The sequence below is a fragment of the Nocardiopsis sp. NPDC006139 genome, assembly GCF_040614155.1.
GTDB classification, from domain to species: Bacteria; Actinomycetota; Actinomycetes; order Streptosporangiales; family Streptosporangiaceae; genus Nocardiopsis; species Nocardiopsis changdeensis.
The window spans coordinates 84,983-106,950 of sequence record NZ_JBEXTT010000013.1 but is presented as its reverse complement, the minus strand read 5'-3'; the positions used below and the strand labels follow the sequence as shown (position 1 = coordinate 106,950).

At 74.8% G+C, this 21,968-nt stretch carries 20 protein-coding genes; 8 read left to right on the top strand and 12 right to left on the bottom strand.

What is annotated here, in order from left to right; all coding sequences use genetic code 11:
- Window positions 1–8 precede the first annotated feature (8 nt).
- Window positions 9–1,241 carry a PLP-dependent aminotransferase family protein gene (locus tag ABZ249_RS18905; RefSeq protein ID WP_355264621.1) on the bottom strand — a complete coding sequence of 411 codons (1,233 nt, stop codon included), beginning with the start codon at window positions 1,239–1,241 and terminating at the stop codon, window positions 9–11.
- 543 nt (window positions 1,242–1,784) lie between these two features.
- On the opposite strand from ABZ249_RS18905, the gene ABZ249_RS18900 reads away from it, so the two are divergent.
- Window positions 1,785–2,315 (top strand): hypothetical protein, encoded by a 531-nt coding sequence (locus ABZ249_RS18900; RefSeq protein WP_355264360.1) that lies wholly within the window; start codon window positions 1,785–1,787, stop codon window positions 2,313–2,315.
- A 280-nt stretch (window positions 2,316–2,595) separates the two neighbouring features.
- Here the strand turns inward: ABZ249_RS18900 and ABZ249_RS18895 are convergent, their stop codons facing one another.
- Together ABZ249_RS18895 and ABZ249_RS18890 are read right to left on the bottom strand one after the other, a co-directional pair.
- Complete coding sequence (locus tag ABZ249_RS18895) at window positions 2,596–3,915, bottom strand: GAF domain-containing protein (RefSeq protein WP_355264357.1); 1,320 nt, start codon at window positions 3,913–3,915, stop codon at window positions 2,596–2,598.
- A 310-nt stretch (window positions 3,916–4,225) separates the two neighbouring features.
- The gene (locus tag ABZ249_RS18890) at window positions 4,226–5,722 is read right to left on the bottom strand and encodes a PucR family transcriptional regulator (RefSeq protein ID WP_355264354.1); all 1,497 of its coding nucleotides are present in this window, start codon (window positions 5,720–5,722) and stop codon (window positions 4,226–4,228) included.
- Window positions 5,723–5,952: 230 nt separating this feature from the next.
- Here ABZ249_RS18890 and speB point away from each other — a divergent pair, with 230 nt between their 5' ends.
- Window positions 5,953–6,906: an agmatinase gene (gene speB / locus ABZ249_RS18885; RefSeq protein ID WP_220561349.1), complete on the top strand. Its 954-nt coding sequence runs from the start codon at window positions 5,953–5,955 to the stop codon at window positions 6,904–6,906.
- Between the two features lie 389 nt (window positions 6,907–7,295).
- Here the strand turns inward: speB and ABZ249_RS18880 are convergent, their stop codons facing one another.
- From ABZ249_RS18880 to ABZ249_RS18870, 3 genes are all read right to left on the bottom strand, one after another.
- Complete coding sequence (locus ABZ249_RS18880) at window positions 7,296–7,913, bottom strand: TetR/AcrR family transcriptional regulator (RefSeq protein WP_220561350.1); 618 nt, start codon at window positions 7,911–7,913, stop codon at window positions 7,296–7,298.
- A 207-nt stretch (window positions 7,914–8,120) separates the two neighbouring features.
- Complete coding sequence (gene ddaH / locus ABZ249_RS18875; RefSeq protein WP_355264349.1) at window positions 8,121–8,966, bottom strand: dimethylargininase; 846 nt, start codon at window positions 8,964–8,966, stop codon at window positions 8,121–8,123.
- A 207-nt stretch (window positions 8,967–9,173) separates the two neighbouring features.
- Complete coding sequence (locus tag ABZ249_RS18870) at window positions 9,174–10,121, bottom strand: Ku protein (protein WP_355264346.1); 948 nt, start codon at window positions 10,119–10,121, stop codon at window positions 9,174–9,176.
- A 159-nt stretch (window positions 10,122–10,280) separates the two neighbouring features.
- Here ABZ249_RS18870 and ABZ249_RS18865 point away from each other — a divergent pair, with 159 nt between their 5' ends.
- On the top strand, window positions 10,281–11,375 hold the full coding sequence (locus ABZ249_RS18865; RefSeq protein ID WP_355264343.1) for a Zn-dependent alcohol dehydrogenase: 1,095 nt from the start codon (window positions 10,281–10,283) through the stop codon (window positions 11,373–11,375).
- A 34-nt stretch (window positions 11,376–11,409) separates the two neighbouring features.
- On the opposite strand, the gene ABZ249_RS18860 is transcribed toward ABZ249_RS18865, so the two are convergent.
- Both ABZ249_RS18860 and ABZ249_RS18855 read right to left on the bottom strand, forming a co-directional pair.
- A complete protein-coding gene (locus ABZ249_RS18860; protein ID WP_355264340.1) occupies window positions 11,410–12,225 on the bottom strand; it encodes a hypothetical protein in 816 nt (271 codons plus the stop codon).
- Between the two features lies 1 nt (window position 12,226).
- A complete protein-coding gene (locus tag ABZ249_RS18855) occupies window positions 12,227–13,030 on the bottom strand; it encodes a hypothetical protein (RefSeq protein ID WP_355264338.1) in 804 nt (267 codons plus the stop codon).
- Between the two features lie 237 nt (window positions 13,031–13,267).
- Here ABZ249_RS18855 and ABZ249_RS18850 point away from each other — a divergent pair, with 237 nt between their 5' ends.
- Window positions 13,268–14,929: an FAD-binding dehydrogenase gene (locus ABZ249_RS18850; RefSeq protein WP_355264335.1), complete on the top strand. Its 1,662-nt coding sequence runs from the start codon at window positions 13,268–13,270 to the stop codon at window positions 14,927–14,929.
- Between the two features lie 68 nt (window positions 14,930–14,997).
- On the opposite strand, the gene ABZ249_RS18845 is transcribed toward ABZ249_RS18850, so the two are convergent.
- Window positions 14,998–15,219, bottom strand: coding sequence for a hypothetical protein (locus ABZ249_RS18845; RefSeq protein WP_220561357.1), 222 nt, complete (start codon window positions 15,217–15,219; stop codon window positions 14,998–15,000).
- Window positions 15,220–15,234: 15 nt separating this feature from the next.
- Window positions 15,235–16,161, bottom strand: coding sequence for an SPFH domain-containing protein (locus ABZ249_RS18840; RefSeq protein ID WP_355264332.1), 927 nt, complete (start codon window positions 16,159–16,161; stop codon window positions 15,235–15,237).
- A gap of 108 nt (window positions 16,162–16,269) precedes the next feature.
- On the opposite strand from ABZ249_RS18840, the gene ABZ249_RS18835 reads away from it, so the two are divergent.
- Together ABZ249_RS18835 and ABZ249_RS18830 are read left to right on the top strand one after the other, a co-directional pair.
- Entirely contained in the window at window positions 16,270–16,767 is a 498-nt protein-coding gene (locus ABZ249_RS18835; protein ID WP_355264329.1) for a PH domain-containing protein, read from the top strand.
- A complete protein-coding gene (locus tag ABZ249_RS18830; protein ID WP_355264326.1) occupies window positions 16,764–18,464 on the top strand; it encodes a PH domain-containing protein in 1,701 nt (566 codons plus the stop codon). Before ABZ249_RS18835 ends, ABZ249_RS18830 begins: the two co-directional genes overlap by 4 nt.
- 219 nt (window positions 18,465–18,683) lie before the next feature.
- Here the strand turns inward: ABZ249_RS18830 and ABZ249_RS18825 are convergent, their stop codons facing one another.
- Entirely contained in the window at window positions 18,684–19,022 is a 339-nt protein-coding gene (locus tag ABZ249_RS18825) for an STAS domain-containing protein (RefSeq protein WP_355264323.1), read from the bottom strand.
- A 360-nt stretch (window positions 19,023–19,382) separates the two neighbouring features.
- On the opposite strand from ABZ249_RS18825, the gene ABZ249_RS18820 reads away from it, so the two are divergent.
- Window positions 19,383–19,919, top strand: a complete 537-nt coding sequence (locus tag ABZ249_RS18820; RefSeq protein ID WP_220561362.1) for an NUDIX hydrolase family protein — start codon at window positions 19,383–19,385, stop codon at window positions 19,917–19,919.
- 83 nt (window positions 19,920–20,002) lie between these two features.
- On the top strand, window positions 20,003–20,683 hold the full coding sequence (locus tag ABZ249_RS18815) for a nucleoside/nucleotide kinase family protein (RefSeq protein ID WP_355264320.1): 681 nt from the start codon (window positions 20,003–20,005) through the stop codon (window positions 20,681–20,683).
- 10 nt (window positions 20,684–20,693) lie between these two features.
- Here ABZ249_RS18815 and ABZ249_RS18810 read toward each other — a convergent pair whose 3' ends face one another.
- The gene (locus tag ABZ249_RS18810) at window positions 20,694–21,887 is read right to left on the bottom strand and encodes an FAD-dependent oxidoreductase (RefSeq protein WP_355264317.1); all 1,194 of its coding nucleotides are present in this window, start codon (window positions 21,885–21,887) and stop codon (window positions 20,694–20,696) included.
- Between the last annotated feature and the right edge of the window lie 81 nt (window positions 21,888–21,968).

Here is a 21,968-nt window from a genome sequence, read left to right as displayed (position 1 = left end):
CCTCGGGGTCAGGGCGTGTCGGGGGCGGGGGCCTGGTCGCCCTGGGTGGGCGGGGCGAGGGTGCTGCCGAACGTATCACGCAGGTCCAGCTCGCCCTCGATGGCTCCGACCAGGCGCCGGACGCCCTCGCGGATCTGCTCCGGGGTGGGGTAGCAGAAGCTCAGCCGCATGCTCTGGCGGCCGCGGCCGTCGGCGTAGAACCCGGTGCCGGGCACGTACGCGACGCGTTCGGTGACGGCGCGGGGCAGCATGGCCTTGGCGTCGATGCCCTCCGGCAGGGTCGCCCAGACGAAGAAGCCGCCCTCGGGGCGCGTCCAGGTGCAGCCCTGGGGCATCATCGCGGTCAGCGCGGAGAGCATGGCGTCGCGGCGCTCGCTGTACATGCCGTTGAACGCCTTGATCTGCTCCTTCCACGGGAACTTGCGGAAGTAGCGGCGCACCACCAGCTGGTTGAAGGTGGAGTGGCTGAGCATCGCCGACTCGGCGGCCAGGACCAGTTTGGCGCGGACCGCGGCCGGGGCCAGGGCCCAGCCGATGCGCAGGCCGGGCGACAGGGTCTTGGACAGCGACCCGAGGTAGACGACGTTGCCCTCGCCCTGGGAGTACAGGGTGGGCTGCGGCTCTCCGTCGTAGCGCAGCAGGCCGTAGGGGTTGTCCTCGATGATGAGCACGCCGTGGCGGCGACAGGCCTCGACGACGGCGGTGCGCCGCGCGGCGCTCATGGTGATCCCGGCCGGGTTCTGGAAGTTGGGGATCGTGTAGAAGAACTTGACCGGCCGCCCGTCGAGCTCGGCGCGGACCAGCGCCTCCTCCAGCTCCTCGGGTACCACGCCCTGCTCGTCCATGCCCACGTGCCGGATGTCGGCCTGGAACGCGGTGAAGGTGTTGATGGCGGTGACGTAGGTGGGCGCCTCGGTGAGCACGACGTCGCCGGGGTCGACGAAGACCCGGGTGATGAGGTCCAGGGCCTGCTGGGAGCCGACGGTGACGATGACGTCGTCGGGGGCGGCGTGGATGCCCTCGAGTTTCATGTACTCGCACAGCTGCTCGCGCAGGACGGGGTCGCCCTGGGCGGAGCCGTACTGGAGCGCGGCCGCGCCCTCCTCGGCGACGACGTCCTTGACCAGCTCGCCCAGCGGCTCCAGGGGGAGCGCCGCGACGTTGGGCATGCCGCCGGCGAGGGAGACGACCTCGGGGCGCGATGCGACGGCGAAGAGTGCCCGGACCTCCGATGCGACCATGCCCTGGGCTCGGCGCGCGTAGCGGCCGATGTGCGGGTCGATGCGCGAGCCCTGGCGATCGGGCTGTTGCTCTCGGGGGTCAGTGGACACGATCCACCTCCGTTGGGAAGGACGGTCGGGCGGGCCGGTGCGGCGCCGCCGGGATCATCGTTGGTCCTGGTTTCGACGCCCTCGACGGGCCTGCGGTTCACACGGGTCGTCCGTGGCGGCCGGGCCGGGGGCGACGCCGATGCGACGGTCGGGTCGGGTGAGCCGTGCGCGAACACGGTTCGGTAAATGCAGCGAGTGTAACCCAGTGCACCGCCGCGACCCCCGCCGGGCAAGGGATTCGTGCTGTTCATCACGCTTTCCCCTTTCGCCCGATCAGTCCGCATCGTCTCTGAGGGGTACCCGCCCGGATCCGGCGACTCGCACGGCGATGACCGGATCTTGGACGATATTTCACTCTCGGTGACCGTGTCGGAACGGTGCGGCCGGGCGCCCCTCGGCGACCGTGGGGGCGGGCCCGCCGCGGAGGCGGGCCGACCGGAGGAAGGGGAAGCCATGGGAGTCCGCTCGACCGGGTCCCGCGCGCCGCTGGCGGTCCTGCTGGCGGGCGCGGCCTGGGCCGTCGTCTCGTGCTCGCCCGCGGCGGAGACCGACCCCGCCGCGGTGGAGCTGCGGCGGACCGCCGAGGCCCTGTCGGTGACGGTGCTGCGCCCGGGGGCCGAGCGCGCCTTCGCCCGCGAGGGGCACCCGCTGGAAGGCGCCCTGGAGTGCGGCACGACCCCGCCCGCCGACGCCTCCCCCTCCCGGGAGGCCGACGCCGAGGCCGGCGGCACCACCGTCGTGCACTGCACCGGCACCACCGAGGAGGGCGCCCCGGTGTGGTTCGAGGGCGAGCTGTCCCGGGAGGCGCTGATCGCCCGCCCGGCGGGCGACGACGGTCTGCCGGGCACGTTCGTGGGCACCGTCGACGGCGAGGAGGTGTTCCGGATGGACTGCCTGCAGTGCGCCCCGGCCGCCGAGGACGCCGACGGGCAGAAGGACGCCGACGGGCAGAAGGACACGGCCTCGGCCCGCACCGAGGACTGAGGGCCCCGGAAGGGTGCCGGGGCGGCGTCCCGGAGAGACCGTACCGGGACGCCGCCGATGCGCGGACGGTCCGGACTCCCCCGAGGTCCCGGACCCACCTCCGGCCTGTGGACGCGCCCGCCGCGGCTCCTCGGCCCCCCTCAAGGCCTCGGATACGGCGGGCGCCGGTACCGCTCCCGGTTGCTGCGGCCGTCGCGCCCTCTCTTGCCCGACGTCCGCCCCGGCAGGGGCCGCGCACGACCCATCAAACGCGCCCGGGACCCCGTCCGCAACGGTTGCACTAGGTTGCGACCTCGACACCGAGGGGAACCGCTCCGTCACCCGATCCCACCCGGGACCGCAATTCGCGCACCCCGGGGGAGTCCGAACCCGGCAGCAGGTCCTCGGGGAAGTCGGGCAGCACGACGCGCACCACCACGTCCTCGCTGAACCGGTAGGGGCGGCTCTCCACGATGCCGCCCAGGTGGCGGCGGAGCCGGGACAGCTCGGCCCGGACGGTCACCACGTGCCCGACCGCCCCGAACACGTCGGTGGACAGCTCGGCGGCGGTGCGCCCGGACCGGTGCACCGCCAGCAACAGCAGCAGCTCCGCGTGGCGCGGGGTGGGACGGTGCGCCCAGCTGCCGCTGCTGCCCTCGACCGTGACCTCCGGGGCGGGCCCGGACAGGTCCAGGGTGACCACCGAGGGCGCCGTGCACTCGGCGGGCCTGGGGCGGACGAGCCAGCCGCCCGGCAGCGGCTCCAGGGAGCACTCCCCCAGGGCGGGCAGCCAGGCGGTACCGCTCTCGCGGTGCGTGGGGAGCAGCACCCGGCGGATGGGCTCCATGTTGACGGCGGCGGCCGTCCACCCGGTCTCGTCGACCACCAGGGCCCGCTCCCGCATCCCGGCCAGCAGGGGCGCCGACACCGCCCGCAGCCGCTCCAGGTGGGTGTGGTGGATGCTCTGCAGGTGCGCCTCGGCCAGCTGGGCGACGGCGCTCACCAGGGCCAGGGTGGAGGGGTGGATGGTGGAGACCGGGCCGGTGACGTCGATGGCGCCCAGCAGGCGCCCGTCGCGCGGGTCGTGGATGGGGGCGCAGGCACAGGTCAGGGCGTGCAGGTTGCGCACGAAGTGCTCGGCCGAGTACACCTGCACCGGCCGGCCTACCACCAGGGCGGTGCCGATGGCGTTGGTGCCGGTGCTGCCCTCGTTCCAGTAGGAGCCCTCCACGAGGCCGACCCGGTCGCCGACGCCGCGCATGCGGTGCGAGCCGTCCCGCCACAGGACCTGGCCGGAGGCGTCGGTGACCAGCATGATGTGGTCGGCCTCGTCGGCGACCGACACCAGGGACCGGCGGATGAGCGGCAGGACCTCGGCGATGGGGGACTCCTGCCGGCGGCGGTGCAGCTCGTCGGTGGACACCAGGCGCGGCGGCGGCCCGGCGTCGGGGTCGATGCCGAAGCGGCGCATACGGTTCCAGGAGTCCTCGATGACCGGTCGCGGCCGGACCGGGCCGGGGCGTCCGCTCAGGGACGCGTCGTGCATCCGGCGCAGTGCGAGGGCGTGTTCGCGGGCGTCGACCCCTGCGGGCAGGGCCGTGTCCAGCGGAGGAAACGACATGGGGCTCCCTGACCTCGTGTTCACGGTGGCGTCCATCCAGTGTCCTGCCTCGAATCCGGCGTCGTTGAGCGAACCGCGACAGACGCGCGTTTCGGAGGCCGATGGCACTGTCCACATCCGTTTTCTGTGAGAGGTGACGGGTGGCCGAAGGCACGGGAGGCGGAGCGCGGCCACCGGGTCCGGACGCCGGGGTGGCCCTTCAGCTTCCACCATCTCCGGGGCCGGGAACAGCCGACGTGCAAGGGATACCGCGCGATTGGCCGATAACGGCCACCGCGCCTCCCCGGGCCCGGCCGCAGCGGGCCGCGGCTCAGCCGCCGGGCAGGCGGGTGAGGGCGAACCACAGCCGCATCCGCTGCTCGGGGTCGCCCAGGTCCACTCCCAGTTCGCGTTCGATCCGGCCGATCCGGTAGCGGACGCTGTTGCGGTGCACGCCCAGGTCGGCGGCGGCCCGGTCCCAGCCGCCGTGCCGGGTCAGCCAGGCCCGCAGGGTGCGGCGCAGCATCCGGGCGGTGTCGTCCCGTCCCGCCAGCGGCCCCAGCACCCGGCGGGCGAGGGCGTCGGCGGCGGCCGGGTCCAGGAGTTCCGCGAAGGGGTCGGTGTCCTCCTCCCACAGCAGCGGTGTGCCCGCGGCGCGGGCGCGGTCCAGCAGCGCGGCCGCGCGGCGGTCGGCGCCGGGCAGGTCCCCGGGCGGCACCGGGTCGCCGACCGCGCCGGTCCAGCCGTACAGGGCGAGGCCGTCCAGGTCGGCCCGGTGGGCGTCGGCGCCCCGGTCGGCCAGGACGGCGCGCAGGGTCCCGTCCGGAAGGGTGCCCGCGACGGCGGTGGGCAGCGGCGGCGGGGCGGGCCGGCCGGTCCCGGCCGGAGCGGCGCGCAGCACCCGGTAGCGGTCCGCCGACGGGTCTCCGGCCAGTTCGGAGAGCAGGGGCGCCGCCGCGCCGCCGGGCCCGCCGTCCAGCAGCAGCGCGGTGATCAGCGCCCCGGGGACCGGGGGCGGCGCGGGCGCGGTGCGCGCGACCAGGTCGAGCAGGGCGGTGGCGGTGCGCAGCACGGCGCGGTCGGTGAGGCCCAGCGGTTCGGGGCGCCCCACCAGCAGCACCCCGTACTCGCGGGGCGGGGCGCCGACAGTGTGCCAGAACACCTCGTCGCCCGCCAGGCGGGTCTTGGCGCTGCGCGGTCCGGCCGGCGCCGTCAGGCGGCCCAGCAGTTCGGCGGCCTCCGGTCCGGGGTCGTCGGGCGCCCCGGGGGCGGAGAACGCCACCGACCCGTCCGGTTCCAGGACCAGGGCCCAGGCGTCCAGGGCCGAGGCCAGCACCCGCAGGACGCGCTCGGCCGGGTCGGGTGCGGAGACGGCGCGGGCCATGTCGCGGTGGGCCTCGCCCAGGCGGCGCAGGTCGCGCAGCCGCACCTCCTCCAGCGCCTCGGCGACGGCCCGGACCACGGCGGCGAAGGGGGTGGGGCGGGGCACCTCGAACAGGGGGAGCCCGTGCAGGCGGCACTGCTCCGCCAGGGCGGCCGGGACGGCGTCGTGGACCGGGGTGACGCCGAACCCGAGGGCGGCCACCCCGGTCTCCACCAGGGCGGCCACGTAGGCGCGGACCCCGGCCCCGTCCGCGGGCAGCCCGCTGCCGGCCGTCAGCAGCAGCTCGCCGCCGCGCAGGTAGGGAGTGGGGTCGGCCAGTTCGCTGGACACCGCCCAGGTCACCGCCGGGTCCCCCGCCGCCACGACCGGGCGCAGGCCCAGGTCGCGGCGGGCCAGCACGGTGCCCAGCGCGATGCCGTCGGCCCCGCGGTGCTCCTCGTCCACCCGTCCCCCTCCCCCGCCCGGCCCTCCCCGGACACCCTCCGACCCCTGGATCGGCCTTGGATACTCCGTCCATGGGAACACATCCGATTGTGCTTTTCGTCCACTGGAGTGGTCCCGGGTTCCCGCCTACCCTGACCGGAGCGCGTGCGGCCGGCGCCGACGACGTCGCCGGTCGCACCCCCGACCCGCCGCGCAGAGCGCGCCGACCACGAGAGGGACACCACCGCCCGATGAGCGCACCGATCGGACCCACCGACTCCAGCCTCGTACCGCGTTTCGCCGGACCCGCGACGTTCGCGCGGCTGCCCCGCATCGACCAGGTCGAGCGGGCCGACATCGCCGTGGTCGGCGTCCCCTTCGACACCGGTGTCTCCTACCGTCCGGGCGCCCGGTTCGGCCCCTCCGCCATCCGTGAGGCCAGCCGCCTGCTGCGCCCCTACCACCCGGGCCTGGACGTGTCCCCGTTCGCCACCGCCCAGGTGGTCGACGGCGGGGACATCGCGGTCAACCCGTTCTCCATCGGCGACGCCGTGGAGACCATCGACGAGGCCGCCTCCGGTTTCGTGCGGGCGGGCACCCGCCTGGTCACCCTGGGCGGCGACCACACCATCGCGCTGCCGCTGCTGCGCTCGCTGTACCGCGAGCACGGCCCCATCGCGATGCTGCACTTCGACGCCCACCTGGACACCTGGGACACCTACTTCGGCGAGCCCTACACCCACGGCACCCCGTTCCGCCGGGCCGTGGAGGAGGGCATCCTCGACACCGAGGCGATCAGCCACGTCGGCACCCGGGGCCCGCTGTACGGCAAGAAGGACCTGGAGGACGACCGCCGCTTCGGCTTCGGGATCGTCACCTCCGCCGACGTCATGCGCAAGGGCGTGGACGAGATCGCCGACGCGCTGCGCCAGCGCATCGGCGACCGGCCGCTCTACGTGTCGGTGGACATCGACGTGCTGGACCCGGCGCACGCGCCCGGCACCGGCACCCCCGAGGCGGGCGGGCTGACCAGCCGCGAGCTGCTGGAGATCCTGCGCGGGCTGTCCTCCTGCAACCTGGTGGGCGCCGACGTGGTGGAGGTCGCCCCGGCCTACGACCACGCGCAGATCACCTCGACCGCGGCCTCCCACGTCGCCTACGACCTGGTCAGCGTGCTCGCGCTGAACCACGCCCGCAGGGCCTGAGGCCGTACTCTTCCGGACCTCCGCCCCGCTGCGGCCCGCCCGTCGCGCGGCGGAAGGTCCTCAAGGGCGTCGAGGACCGGTGTGGGGGCCGGCCCCGGCGCCCTTCCGGCTGCGCCCCGCGTCCCTCCGGACGGCCGCACGCCCCCTCCGGGCGGGCCCCGGGCCGGAGCGGCGGGGCGCTCCGGCGCACGCGGGCGCCCCGCCGCCGAGGCGTGTCCGGTGGATGCCTTCGTGCGTCCCGGCGCTCGCGCCGGGTGCCGGGAGCGGTCGTCGGGCGATCTCCCGCAAGCCGCCCGGCGAGGTCGGCCCGGGGTCGGCCGTCCGAGCACAGGCGGCGCGGCGAGAGGCGGCCCGGCGACCGCGACCCGGAATGATCCGCCGGACACGCCCTACGCTCCGGCCGGGGCTCCGCGTGCCTCCAGGTGCGCCCAGGTCAGGGCGGTGACGTGGTCGGCCATCGCCTCGGGGCTCTCCCCCGGGTGGTCCAGCAGCCAGTCGGCGAACGCGTCGGCGGTGCTCACCGCGATCCTGGCCAGCAGCGCGGCGTCGCGCTCGCGGACGTCCCCGGGCAGCCCGCCGCAGGTGGTGATGAGGTCGGTGACCTCGGCCAGCACGCGGTCGCGGGCCCGGGTCACCTCGGCGGCGAAGGGGCCGGCGGCGGCGCGCCGGTACAGGACGGTCCAGCTCTCCCTGTTCTCCACCACGAATCCGAAGAAGGCGCGGATTCCGCGGCGCAGGGGGTCCTCTCCGCGCGGGGCGCGGGGGTCGTGGACGGCGGCGCGCAGGGTGAGCATGAGGCGTTCGGACTCGCGGCGCACGCAGGCGGTGAATATGCCTTCCTTCGAGCCCAGATAGTGGTACACCGTCGGTTTGGAGGTACCCGCGGCCGCGGCGATCTGCTCGACGCGCACCGTGTGGTAGTCGCCCCGGGAGAATTCCGTGACGGCGGCGTCGATCATCAGTTGTTCACGGATCCGACGCGGTAGTCTGCGCTGTTTGCTCTTCACTCTGACGAACCCTATTGATCCGCCCTCTTTTGACCAGGGCCTCCCGGCACCCGTTTCCGGGCGCGGAGGGGCTTCGGATTCCGTGGCGGACGGATGACCTGTGACTACGGGTGAGTCCACCCTCACCCATGGTGGTGTATCCCACATTCTCCGGGGTTTGGACGGCCGGATACCGCACACGGGTGCGCGGCACCCGGCCGCCTCCCGTCAGTCCGTCACGGCCTGCCCGTACGCCGGGCGCAGCTCCAGCGTGCAGCACTTGGCGCCGCCGCCGGCCTTGCGCAGCTCGTCCAGCTCCACCGGGTGGACGGTCAGGCCCTCGGCGCGCAACCGGTCGGCCAGGTCCCGCGCCTCGGCGGCCAGGACCACGTTGCGGCCGTCGCAGACGGCGTTCAGGCCCAGGACGCTGGCGTCGTCCTCGGTGGCGACGAGGGCGTCCGGGAACAGCGCCTCCAGCACCCTGCGGCTGCCCGCGGAGAACGCGCCCGGGTAGTAGGCGACGCGTTCGCCCGACAGCGCGAACAGGGCCGTGTCCAGGTGGTAGAAGCGGGGGTCCACCAGTTGCAGGGTCACCACCGGGCGGCCCAGGAAGCGCTCGGCCTCCTGGTGCGCGGCCGCCTCGGTGCGGAAGCCGGTGCCGGCCAGGACCACGTCGTCGAGGGTGATGAAGTCGCCCTCCCCCTCGTTGACGTGCTTGGGCTCCCGGGTCTCGGTGTACCCCGCGGCCCGGAACCACTCCAGGTAGGCGGGCCCCTCGGGGGTGCGTTCGGCGCTGGCGAAGCGGGCGCCGTAGACCCGGCCGTCGACCACCAGGGCGCCGTTGGCGGCGAACACCATGTCCGGCAGCCCCTCGATGGGCGAGATCTCCTGGACCTCGTGGCCCAGCTCCAGGTAGAGGTCGCGCAGCGCCTCCCATTGGCGGATCGCCCGCTCCCGGTCGACCCGCACGGCGGGGTCCATCCAGGGGTTGATCGCGTATTCGACCGCGAAGTAGGTGGGGCGGCACATGAGGTAGTGCCGTCGAACCGCCACCGGACCGGTCGGGTTCTTCATTGAACCTCCCAGTGAGACCGTCGGGAATCACGGACCCCCGCGGCGGCACAGCCTTCACCACCGTGCGCCGCCTCGGGGTTCGTCCGTTCGATGTGGGGATACCCGCACCGGGGCCGGGCCAAGGGGCACGGTTCGGTGAACACGCGGTCCCCGGCACGGGCCGCCCCCGCGCCCGTCCGGGCGCGGGGGCGGCCGCGGGGCGCGCGGTCAGCGGCCGCCCGCGCGGGCCACCGCCTCCTCCAGTTCCTCACGGTTCATCTTCGAGCGGCCCGGCACGTCCAGCTCCGAGGCGCGCCGGAGCAGTTCGCGCTTGGTGCGCCGGCCCTCGCCGCGGGCGGGCGGGCGCGGCCCGGGGGCGCGCCCGTGCGGGAGGCTGCGGCGCAGCGCCTCCTGGAGCGCGCCGTCCCCGGAGGCCCCCTCGGTCCGGCGCGGCCGGTCCTCCCCGCCGGGCCGGTGGGTGATGGTGCCTCCCCTGGCCTTGGCGCGCACCAGTTCGGTGAGGCGGTGGCCGTAGCTGTCCTCGTAGCGGGCCGGGTCCCAGTCGACCGACAGCGAGTCGACCAGTTCGGCGGCCAGCGCCAGCTCCTCCTTGCCCAGCGCGGGGTAGGGCACCGGCGGCATCACGTCGTCGGGGGCGCGCACCTCGTCGGGCCACCACAGGGTGGAGGCGGACAGCACGCCGCGGGTCGGCTCGATGAGCACCGGGGACTCGCGGTCGCGCAGGACGACGGTGGCCGTCCCCGCCCGGCGCGTGCGGTCCAGGGCCGCGTAGAGCAGCTGGTAGGGCTGGGCGTCGGCGGGGTCGCGCGGGGCCATGTAGTAGGTGGAGGCGTACCAGAGGGGCCCGACCGAGCCCTCGGAGACGAACCCGTCCAGGCGCATGGTGCGCGACCCGTGCGGGAGGATCTCCTCCAGTTCCTCCGGTTCCAGGACGACGTACTCGTCCTCGACGGCGGTGCGGGCGCCGCGCACGATCTTCTCGGCGGGGACCTCCTCGCCGGTGCGCTCGTTGACGCGGACGTAGCGGATGCGGTCGGCGGTGCCGCGTTCGAACTGGTGCAGGACCGGTCCGCGGCGCTCGCGGGCGCTGTAGAGGCGCACCCCGATCGGCACTTCGCCGAACATGAGGGTGCCCACCCAGACAGGATTGACCATGGTGCCTCCCTAGTCCCCATGATCACCGGGGGCGGGCAAAATACCGGTCGAAAAGAACAAAGAACCGGCCATGGGACTTTCCCGACAACCGAACCCCGTTCTTTTACCGACCGGTCGGTATCGCTAGGATCGCGGCAGTCCGCGATTGGAGTTCCTACCATGAGTACGACCGTCAAGGCCGCCGTCTTCGCCTCCCAAGGGGCACCCCCGGAGATCCGGGATCTCGTGCTGCCCGACCCCGGGCCCGGCCAGGTGCGGGTGCGCCTGACCGCCGCCGGGGTGTGCCACTCCGATCTCTCCCTGTCCAACGGGACCCTGGCCCAGAAGTGGCCCGCCGTCCTGGGCCACGAGGGCACCGGGACCGTCGAGGCCGTCGGCGAGGGCGTCACCTCGGTCAACCCCGGCCAGCACGTCATCCTCAACTGGGCCCCGGCCTGCCGCGCCTGCTGGTTCTGCCGCAACGGCGAACCCCACCTGTGCGAGCACGCCCTGGACCGGTCCGCCGTCCCCTACGCCCACCTCACCGACGGCACCCCCGTCCACCCCGGCCTGGGCTGCGGCGCGTTCGCCGAGGCGACCGTCGTGGGGGCCGACGCCGTGGTCCCGCTGCCCGACGGCCTGGACCCGGCCGCCGCCGCCATCCTGGGGTGCGCGGTGCTCACCGGATGGGGCGCCGTCAACAACTCCGCCGCCGTGCGCCCGGGCCAGTCGGCCGTGGTCATGGGCCTGGGCGGGGTGGGCCTGTCGGTACTCCAGGCGGCCCGTATGGCCGGGGCCGACCCGGTGGTCGCCGTGGACGTCTCCCCCGACAAGGAGGAACTGGCCCGGTCGCTGGGGGCCACCGAGTTCCTGCTCGCCGACGAGCACCTGTCCAAGGCGGTGCGGGCGCTCACCGGCGGGCGCGGCGCCGACCACGTCTTCGAGGTGGTGGGCTCGGCGAAGGTGGTGCGCGCCGCCTGGAGGGCCAGCCGCCGCGGCGGCACCGTCACCGTGGTGGGCCTGGGATCGGTGAAGGACGAGGTGACGTTCAACGCCCTGGAGCTGTTCCACCAGGCCCGCACGCTGCGCGGCTGCGTGTTCGGGTCCAGCGACCCGGACCGCGACATCCCCGTCATCGCCGAGAGCGTGCGCTCGGGCGAGCTGCGGCTCGGGGCGATGGTGACCGACGAGATCCCGCTGTCGGGCGTGCCCGACGCGTTCGAGCGGATGCGCCAGGGCAAGGGCGGCCGGTCGCTGGTCCGCTTCGGGGCGTGAACGCGGTGGGGGCGCGGCGGCGCCCCCACCGTGCTCAGCGCCGCCCGGGGTCCTCCACCGTCACCTCCAGCACCTCCAGGGGCGCCTCGTCGTCGGCCCGGTCTGCGAGGGCCGAAAGGAGCCGGTGGAAGAGGATCGACCGGTGCGCGCCCATCCCGACCATGATCAACGCCCCCGGGACCGGGAAACCCGGAAGTCCCAGGGCGTAGAGCAGGGCGGCGAACACCCCGAAGAGGGTGCCCGCACCGACCCCGCCGTTCATGGGGCAGCGCCAGCTGCGCCAGCCCCACATCCAGCCCGCCGCCAGCACCGCCGCCCAGGGGTCGACCAGGACCGCCACGGTCGGGTAGAGGACCAGGGCGAACACGAGCACCCCGGACAGCCCGTCGAGCACCGGAACGGCCAGGAGCAGCCGCCACCCGGCGGCGGTGCGCGGCACGAGCCGCTCGGTGGGCGGCGGGGGCTCCCCCGGGCCGCCCCGGTGCTCCCACCATACGAGCACGGCGAGCAGCGCGAACCCGCCCAGGGCGACGCCGGCGGCCGGGCCGAACCAGTGCCCGGCCCCCTCCGGCATCCACAGGTGCTCGGGCCCCACCGCCATCGGGTCCAGGCCCAGGGCGGCCGGGGTGGCCGCGTGCAGGGTGTAGAGGAAGGCCACCGACAGGACCACCTCCGCGAGGACGAACCCCAGGTGGACGACGGCCAGCTGGGTGAGAGGGGCGGGCGCCCCGGGGGCGTCCGCGTACGTCCGCGTGGAGAAGAGCGGACGCAGCAGCATCACGAGCAGCAGGACGGCGGCGACCGCCAGGGCGGTCGGTCCGGGCTCGAAGCCCGGCGGGACGAAGTACACGTCAGTCCTCCCGCCGCGGCACCGGCGCGCCGTCGGCGTCCAGCACCGTGACCTCCAGGACCGGATCCCCGAGTTCCCCGAGGCGCTGCCTCGCCGCCATCCGGCCGAGCACCACCCCGAACAGGGACCACAGGAGCAGGGGCGCGGCCAGCCCTCCCGGAAGCACGAAGGCGTAGAGCCCGAGGAGGCCCGCCTCGATCACACAGCACCAGAGCATCGCCGCGGGCCCGGACGTCCGGTACTGGCACCCGGACACCAGGGCGACCACCAGCACCCCGGTCAGCGGCCCGAAGTGCGCCGCCAGCAGCGGGTACAGCACCAGGTAGTACGCGGCGACGCCGCACGACAGCCCCAGGGGCAGGGACGCCCGGTACAGCAGCATCTCCCCGCCCGACCAACGGGCCAGGGGGGTGTGCCGCGGCTCGGGCACCCGTGCCCGTTCGCGCACCGCCCACACCACGAAGGTCGCGAACAGGGCGGCGACCGCACCGGACACCAGCCACAACGGGGGCTCCTCCCCCACCAGGATCCGCCACTCGGGCGCGGTCTCCTGGAAGCCCCCAGGCACCAGGTCCCGCAGGGTGAGGCCGTGCACCGCCGTGGCGTGGAAGGCGATGACCGCCGCCACCTCCACGGCGGACAGGAGCAGGGTCAGGGCCACCAGGCCGGACGGCCGCGTGAACACGGGCGCGATCCGGGGCAGGGCGGACACCGCGTAGGGGACCGCGAGCAGGAAGAGCAGGAGCGCGAAGCCGATGACGGTGGCCGCGGGGCCGGGGTCGAAGGCCGCAGGGGGAAAGTACACGGGGATCCTCGGTCGACGGTCGGGGCGGGGACCTGCGCGGGCGCGGTCGAGCGGGGAGCGGGCGCACGCGGGCCGAATGATCATGCCGGATACCTGCGGGTTTGTCACAGGCTGACAAAAGCTGTGGCGTACGGCACACATGCCCCTTGCCCCGCGCCCGGCGAGGGAGCACAGTCGTCACCATCGCGCACAGCGTGCCGCGGGCACGGCCGACCGAGTCGAGGAGACACGACCCCCATGAGCAGCGCAGCGGATCAGGCCGACGCGATCGTCGTCGGCGCGGGACTGGCGGGCCTGGCGGCGGCGGCCGAACTGGCCGACGCGGGCAAGCACGTGATCCTGCTCGACCAGGAGCCCGAGCAGTCCCTGGGCGGACAGGCGTTCTGGTCCTTCGGCGGCCTGTTCTTCGTGGACTCCCCCGAGCAGCGCCGGATGGGCATCCGCGACTCCAGGGAGCTCGCCCTCCAGGACTGGATGGGCACCGCCGGCTTCGACCGCCCCGAGGACGCGTGGCCGCGCAGGTGGGCCGAGGCGTACGTGGACTTCGCCGCCGGGGAGAAGTACTCCTGGCTGCGGCAGATGGGCCTGCGGCTCTTCCCCATCGTGGGCTGGGCCGAGCGCGGCGGCTACCTGGCCGACGGGCACGGCAACTCCGTCCCCCGCTTCCACATCACCTGGGGCACCGGCCCGGGCGTGGTCGCCCCGTTCGAGCGCCGGGTGCGCGCCGCCGCCGAGCGGGGGCTGGTCTCCCTGCGGTTCCGCCACCGCGTCGACGAGCTGGTCGTGACCGGCGGGGCCGTGACGGGCGTGCGCGGCACCGTGCTGGCGCCCAGCGACGCCGAGCGCGGCCGGGCCAGCAACCGCGACGCCGCCGGGGAGTTCGAGCTGTCCGCGCAGGCGGTCGTCGTCACCTCCGGCGGTATCGGCGCCAACCACGACCTGGTGCGCAAGAACTGGCCCGAGCGGCTGGGCACCCCGCCCGAGCACATGCTGTCGGGCGTCCCCGAGCACGTGGACGGGCGCATGCTCGGCATCACCGAGCAGGCCGGTGCGCAGATCATCAACCCCGACCGCATGTGGCACTACACCGAGGGCATCCAGAACTGGGACCCGATCTGGTCCCGCCACGGCATCCGCATCCTGCCCGGGCCCTCGTCGCTGTGGCTGGACGCCACCGGCAAGCGGCTGCCCGCCCCGTACTTCCCCGGGTTCGACACCCTGGGCACGCTGGACCACATCATGAAGAGCGGCCACGACTACACGTGGTTCGTGCTCTCCCAGAAGATCATCGAGAAGGAGTTCGCGCTGTCGGGCTCGGAGCAGAACCCCGACCTGACCGGCAAGGACGTCCGGCTCCTCCTCAAGCGCGCGCTGCCGGGCGCGCCCGGACCGGTGGAGGCGTTCAAGGAGCACGGGGTGGACTTCGCGGTCGCCGGCCGGCTGCCCGCGCTCATCGAGAAGATGCGGGAGATCGCCGGGGACGGGGTGCTGGACCCCGACACCGTCACCCGCGAGGTGGTGGCCCGCGACCGGGAGATGGTCAACACGTTCACCAAGGACCTCCAGGTGACGGCGATCCACGGGGCCCGCAACTACCGGGGCGACAAGCTGATCCGGGTGGCGTCCCCGCACCAGATCCTCGACCCCAAGGCGGGCCCGCTGATCGCGGTGCGCCTGCGCGTCCTCACCCGCAAGACGCTGGGCGGGCTGCACACCGACCTGGACGCGCGGGTGCTGCGCGCCGACGGCACCCCGCTGCCGGGCGTGTACGCGGCGGGCGAGGTCGCCGGGTTCGGCGGCGGCGGCGTGCACGGCTACCGCGCCCTGGAGGGCACCTTCCTGGGCGGCTGCCTGTTCTCGGGCCGGACCGCCGGCCGCGCCGCCGCGGCCGCGCTCTGAGGCCCTGACGGCGGCGAGGCGCCGGACACCCGCCGCGGGCGTCCGGCGCCTCGCGCTCGCAGGGGGTGTCAGCCATCCGAGTCCGGGGACCCGGGCCCCTCCTTGCGGGGTCGGCCGCGGCGGGGGATGTCCCCGGCCTCCTTCGGCATCCGCCCCGCGTCGTCGAGGGCGCGGCGCAGAAGGAACTCGATCTGGGCGTTGGTGCTGCGCAGCTCCTGGCCCGCCCACCGCGCCAAGGCGTCGTGGACGGCGGGGTCGAGCCTCAGCAGCACCTTCTTGCGCTCCGGCACGGCCACCTCACCCCGTCACTGGTACAGCGTCCCCGTGTTCACGACCGGGCTGGCGGGGCGGTCCGAGCACAGCACGACCAGCAGGTTGCTGACCATGGTGGCCTTGCGCTCCTCGTCGAGCTCGACCACGTGCTCCTCGGACAGCCGCGACAGGGCCCGGTCGACCATGCCCACGGCGCCCTCGACGATCTCCTGGCGGGCGGCGATCAGGGCGCCCGCCTGCTGGCGCTGGAGCATGGCCTGGGCGATCTCGGGCGCGTACGCCAGGTGCGTGAAGCGGGACTCCACGATGCGCACGCCCGCGGCCTCGACCCGCTGTCCGACCTCCTCCGACAGGCGCTCGGTGATGGCGTCGGCGTTGTCGCGCAGGGACAGGGCGCCCTCGGCGTCGTAGGAGTCGTACGGGTAGTGGCCGGCGATGTGGCGCACGGCGGCCTCGGTCTGGATGGACACGAACTCCACGAAGTCGTCGACCTCGAAGGTGGCGCGGGCGGTGTCCTCCACCTGCCACACGACGACGGCGGCGATCTCGATGGGGCTGCCCGAGGCGTCGTTGACCTTCATGACGGAGGTCTCGTGGTTGCGGATGCGTGTGGAGACGGCGTTGCGGTCGGTCAGCGGGTTCACCCAGCGCAGGCCGTCGGTGCGCACGCTGCCGACGTAGCGGCCGAAGAGCTGGACGACGCGGGCCTCGTTGGGGGAGACCATGGTCAGCCCCAGCATGAGGAAGAGGCCGACGACGGCGATGACGGCGCCGGCGATGATCGCCGCGAGGAGCGGCACGGCCTCGACCAGGAAGGGCGTCCCGGCGACAGCGGCGCCGGCGAGCACGATCAGCAGGGCCAGCAGGAACATGCCGATGCCGTCGCGGCTCTTGGCCGTGGTCTCCCGGTACTGCGGGGCCTCCCGATAACGGGGGGCGGGGGTGGCGGATTCGGTCATGTGCGTTCCTTCCCTCTCAAGTGATGACGCGAGCATAGCATTGTGATATCACTTTTTATAGGAGCCGGGCCACAGGGGCCCACAAGACCGAGAGGAGACGTGGACGCGATGACCACCGACACACCGCGTTTGCGCCCGCCGCACCACCGCGTGGACCCCCGGGCCGTCCGCTGGTGGACCACCCGTTCGCTGATCACGACGGTCGTCCTCACCGCGGTCCCCGTCGTCCCCGCCCTGATCTGGGAGCCGGTCCGCTTCTGGTTCCTCCTCGCGGCCGCCGCCATCGGGGTCCCCGGCCTGCTGATCACCTTCGTGATGCCGCAGTGGCGGTACCGGGTCCACCGCTGGGAGGTCACCGACACCGCCGTCTACGCCTCCAGCGGCTGGTTCTGGCAGGAGTGGCGGGTGGCCCCCATGTCGCGCATCCAGACCGTGGACACCGCGCGCGGGCCGCTCCAGCGGGCGTTCGGGCTGTCCAGCGTGACCGTCACGACCGCCTCGGCCGCCGGGCCGATCGAGATCGCGGGCCTGGACCACGCCCTGGCGACCCGGGTCGCCGACCAGCTCACCGAGACCACCCAGGCGGTTCCGGGGGATGCCACGTGACCACCGCACAGCGACCCCCGACCGAACGCCCGCTGGGCGACTGGCAGGGCCTGAGCCCGCTCAGTGTGTGGGCCAATACCGCCGCCGGCGCCCTCTTCATCGTCCCCGCCGCCGTCGTGGGCACCGTCGTCCTGATCGTCCTGGACCTGGCCTGGTGGGCGCTGGCCCCGCTGCCCGGGGCCCTGGCGCTCATCGCCGGGCTCACCGCCCTGGACATGATGGTCCTGAAAGCGGTCTCCTACCGCGTCACCGACGAACGCATGGAGATGCGCTCGGGCGTGATCGCCAAGGCCTACCGCTCGGTGCCGCGCGAGCGCGTGCGCAGCGTGGACGTGGCGGCGCCGGTCTACGCCCGGCCCTTCGGCCTGTGCGTCGTCACCGTCGGCACCGGCGAACAGGTCGACTCCGGATCCGACCAGGTCAAACTCCAGTTCGTCACCGCCGCCCAGGGCGAGCGGCTGCGCCGCGAGCTGCTGTACCGCGACGCGCCGGCCGCCGGGAACGCCGAAGGGGCGGAGGGCGCGGAGGGCGCGGAGGAGGCCGACGGCCTGGAGCTGGCCCGCCTGGACCGGCGCTGGTTCGCCTACGCCCCGGCCACCACCGCCACCCTGGGCATCGGCATCGGTGCCATAGCTGCCCTGATCGGCGCCAACGCCCAGTCCGAGGGCTGGATCTACCGGTGGATCTCCGAGCAGACCGGGCTGCCCAGCACCGCGGAGATCGGTGCGTTCGTCATGGCCCGGCTGCTGTTCGTCGTCCCGGCGGCACTGGTGGGCCTGCTGGTGTCGGGCACGGTCGTCCTGGTGGCCGTCGCGGTGGAGACCTGGTGGGACTACCGGCTGACCCGGGAGTCCAACGGAACGGTGGTCATGCGCCGGGGCCTGCTCAACAGCCAGTCCCTGACGATCGAGGGCCGGCGCCTCAACGGGGTCACCCTGCACGAGCCCCTGGTGCTGCGCTCCGCCGGAGGCGCGGACGTGCGCGCGGTCGCCACCGGCCTGGGGGCCGCGGACGCGGAGAAGACCCAGGCCAAGAGCCGCCTCTCCCCGCCGATGCCCCGGGACCGAGCCCGGGAGCTGGCCGCGGACCTGATGCGCACCCCCGAGTCGCCCCTGGACCTGCCGCTGACCGCGCACCCGCGGTCGGCCCTGAGCCGCCGCCTGGTACGCGCCGGGTGGGCCTCGCTGGCGGGCTTCGCCGTCGCCGGCGGGCTGGCGTGGCTGCACACGCTGGCCGAGGCCGCGTGGTGGGACGCCGCCCACGAGATCGAGGAGGAGCTCAACCCGCTGCCGGTCGTCACCCACCTGGTGGAGGCCGCCCCGCCCTGGGGCTGGTGGCTGCTGGGGGCCGCGTTCGCGGTGGTGGCGTTCTGGTACGCGGTCGGCTCCCACCGGGCGCTGGGGCACGGCCTGCACCCGCGCTACCTGGTGGTGCGCCGGGGCATGGCGGTGCGCGACACCACGACCCTGGAGCGGTCGGCGGTGATCGGCTGGCGGATCACCCGCACGCCGTTCCAGCGCCGGGCCGGGCTGGCGCACGTGTCGGCCACCACCGCCTCGGGCAAGGGCATGTACACCGCCGCCGACGTGGGGCTGGGCCAGGGGCTGGCCTGGGCGGCGCTGGCCGTCCCGGACCTGCTGACCCAGTTCCTGGAGCGGGACGGGGAGCCGGAGGGGGCGGACGGGGAGCGCGGCTGAGCGCTCCCCCGGGCCCGCCCGCTGCCCGGGGGCGCGGCCCCGGGCCGGGGGCCGGTGCGGCGCCGGGGCCTCCGGCGACGGCGTGTCCATCACGGCCGGGGGCGCCGCATCACGGCCCCCGCCCCCGGAGGAGCACGGGCGTCCCCTCCCCCTGGCCCGAAGGCCCCTGTCCGCGCCCCGGCCCCCGGCGCGGGTCCCGCGCCGGGGGCCGGGGCGTGCTCAGCGGGCGGCCGGGGCGGGCACGATCTCGAAGACCCGGTCCAGGCCCAGGATCCCCAGGACCCGGGAGACGACCGGGCGCGGCCGGGCCAGCACGAGGCGGCCGCCCCGGGCGTTCATCGCCCGCCGCGCCGCCACCAGGGCGCCCACGCCGCTCGCGTCCAGGAACCCCACACCCGCCAGGTCCACGACCAGGCACTCACAGCCCTCCTCGCGGGCCGCCGCCGCCAACCGGGCGCGCAGGCCCGGGACGGTGGCCAGGTCGATCTCGCCCTCCACCGATACCACCGTCACACCGGTGTGCGGGAGACATTCCTGGAACCGGACATCCCGTGCCACTCGAGGCCACCTCTCACCGGACGTAATCTTTCCACTACGCAACCGCGTACGAGATCGTAACCTCTCCAGAGAGGTTCCGTCAGGCTTTTGCGAGGAAAACCCCCGAAAACTCGCCGATGTGGCCGCGGGGACAGGTTCACCTCACCCCCGGGCCGGTGCTCACGGCCCCGGGGGAAGGCCCGCACACCTCTCTCGGACACACCCGGACGCACCCCCGCACCGTGCCCCGGGGGCCCGGGTGCGGTAAAAGCGGTAGGGACACATGGTGTCCTTGAGGCCCCGGGCCGACGCACAGCGCACAGAAGGGAGGGAGCGGCGCACCCCTTCCGCCCTGCCGGGCGGGACCGCGCCGCGCACCCCATGACCGAAACCGCCGAGACCCGACCCGGCTGGTTCTCAGCCCAGGAGCTGGAGGGCATCCGCGGCCGCATGCCCCTGGTGTACGTGCAGGCCGTCCCGGTCCGGGTCGACGAGGTCGGCCAGGTCACCCACGTCGGCCTGCTGATGCGGGCCACCCCCGACGGCCGGTTCCACCGGTCGGTGGTCTCGGGTCGGGTCCTGTACCACGAGCGGGTCCGCGACGCGCTGCTGCGCCACCTGGAGAAGGACCTGGGCCCGGTGGCGCTGCCCCGGGTCCCCGCCTCCCCGCAGCCGTTCACCGTCGCCGAGTACTTCCCCACCCCCGGGGTGACCCCGTTCCACGACCCGCGCCAGCACGCGGTGGCGCTGGCCTACATCGTGCCGGTGTCGGGTGACTGCCAGCCCCGCCAGGACGCCCTGGACCTGGTGTGGCTCACCCCCGCCGAGGCCGCCGACCCGGTGGTCCACGCGGAGATGAACGACGGCCAGGACGTCCTGCTGCGCCAGGCGCTGGCCCACGTGGGGCACGCCCCCTGAGCCGGGCGGGCCCCGCGGCGGCGCCGCGGGGCCCCTTCCCCGCCCCCGGACACGGGGACACCGCGAGGGCGTACCCTCTACCCATGCCCGAAGCCCTGGCCGCCCTCGTCGACGACGCCCTGGCCCTGATCCCCGCCCGGGGCCGCGCCCTGCTCGGCCTGACCGGCGCCCCCGGGGCGGGCAAGTCCACCCTGGCCCGGCGGCTGGTCGCCGAGGCCGACGCCCGGACCTCCCCGGGCACCGCCGGCTACCTGCCCATGGACGGCTTCCACCTGTCCAACGCCCAGTTGGAGCGGCTGGGGCGGCTGGACCGCAAGGGCGCCCCCGACACCTTCGACGCGCACGGGTACGCCGCCCTGGTGCGGCGGCTCCTCACCGAGACCGACCACCCGGTCTATGTCCCCGACTACGACCGGCGGCTGCACGAGCCCGTCGCCGCCCGCCACGTGATCGGGCCCGGCACCCGGCTCGTCGTCACCGAGGGCAACTACCTGGCCTGGGACGCCGAGCCCTGGGGGTCCCTGCGCCCGCTGTTCGCCGAACTCTGGTACGTGGAGGCCGACGACGCGCTGCGCGAGGAGCGCCTGCTGCGCCGCCAGCTGGCGGGCGGCCGCGACGAGGCCGCCGCCCGGGAGTGGGTGGAGCGCAGCGACCGCGCCAACGGGGAGCTCGTCAAGCGCTTCAGGAGCGCCTGCACCCGCGTCGTCCCCACCGGCGCGGTGCCTCGGCGCCCCGGGGGCGCCGAGGGGGCCGCGGGCGGCTGAGCCCCGCCGTTCAGGCGGCCCGGCGCAGGAACCGGCGGGCCGACCCGCGCACCAGCCACAGGTACCCCTCGGCGGAGCCCTGCTTGCCGCTCCCCCGGAGCCCGCCGTAGGCGGACGACACGATCATCTCCTTGTAGCGGGCGGCCAGGCCCCCGGTCAGGAAGGCCCCGCGCGGGGAGTCGTCGGCGTGCACGAACTGGATGAGCCCGTCGCGCCGCCCCAGGCTGACGCACTGGAACAGGTAGCCGAAGGGGGCGGCGTCCGGCTCGCGCCCGGCCAGCCGGGCGGCGACGGCGTCGGCCGCCGCGGTCCCCATGGGCAGCCCCATCGCACAGGACATGCGCAGCTCACGGCCGTCCACGGCGTCGGCGTGGGCGGCGTCGCCCACCACGTACACGTCCGGGTGGGAGACCGACCGCTGGGTGCCGTCGACGAGGGCCCGCCCGGAGCCGTCCACGGCCAGCCCGGCCCCGGCCGCCAGCGGGGAGACGTCGAACCCGGCGTTCCACAGGGTGAGGTCGCTCTCCAGCAGGTCCCCGTCCTCCAGCTTGACGTGGTCCGCCTCCACCGCGGCGACCCGCGTGTGCTCGCGGACGGAGACGTCCAGGCGGTCCAGGACCCGGCGGACGTGGGCCCGTCCCCTGACGCTGACGCCGGCCGCCACCGGGCCCGAGGTCACCAGCCGCACGTCCATGCCCGCGTGGGCCTCGGCGATCTCGGTGACGGCCTCCAGGCCGGTCAGTCCGCCGCCGACGACGGTGAGGGTGCGGGGGCGCTCCCGGGCGATGCGGCGGGCCACCTCGCGGGCGCCCTCCAGCCCGGCCAGGGTGACCGCGTGCTCGGCGGCCCCGGGTGCCGCGTCGGCCGCGGCGGTGCTGCCCAGCGCGTACACGAGGGTGTCGTAGCGCAGGGTGCGGACCCGGTCCCCGGTGCGGACGTCGACGGTGCGCGCCTCGGTGTCCAGGGCCTCCACCCGGCCGACGACGAGGTCGATGGCGGGGTTCAGGGAGTCGGCCAGGGGGTGGACGCCGACGTCGCGCCCGGCGGCCACCTCGTGCAGGCGGACCCGTTCGACGAACGTGTCGGTGGCGTTGACCAGGGTGACGCGCAGCCCCGCGCCGTTCGCGCGAACGTGGTGGGCGGCGCGGCGGGCGGCGGCGAGTCCGGCGTATCCGGCGCCGAGGACGAGGAGTTCGTGGACCATGGGGTGCCTCCCGGTGGAGTGTTCCGTCCCCCCATGGACGGGTCGGACCGCCGCGGATGTGACATGCCCGCGCGCCGGTCC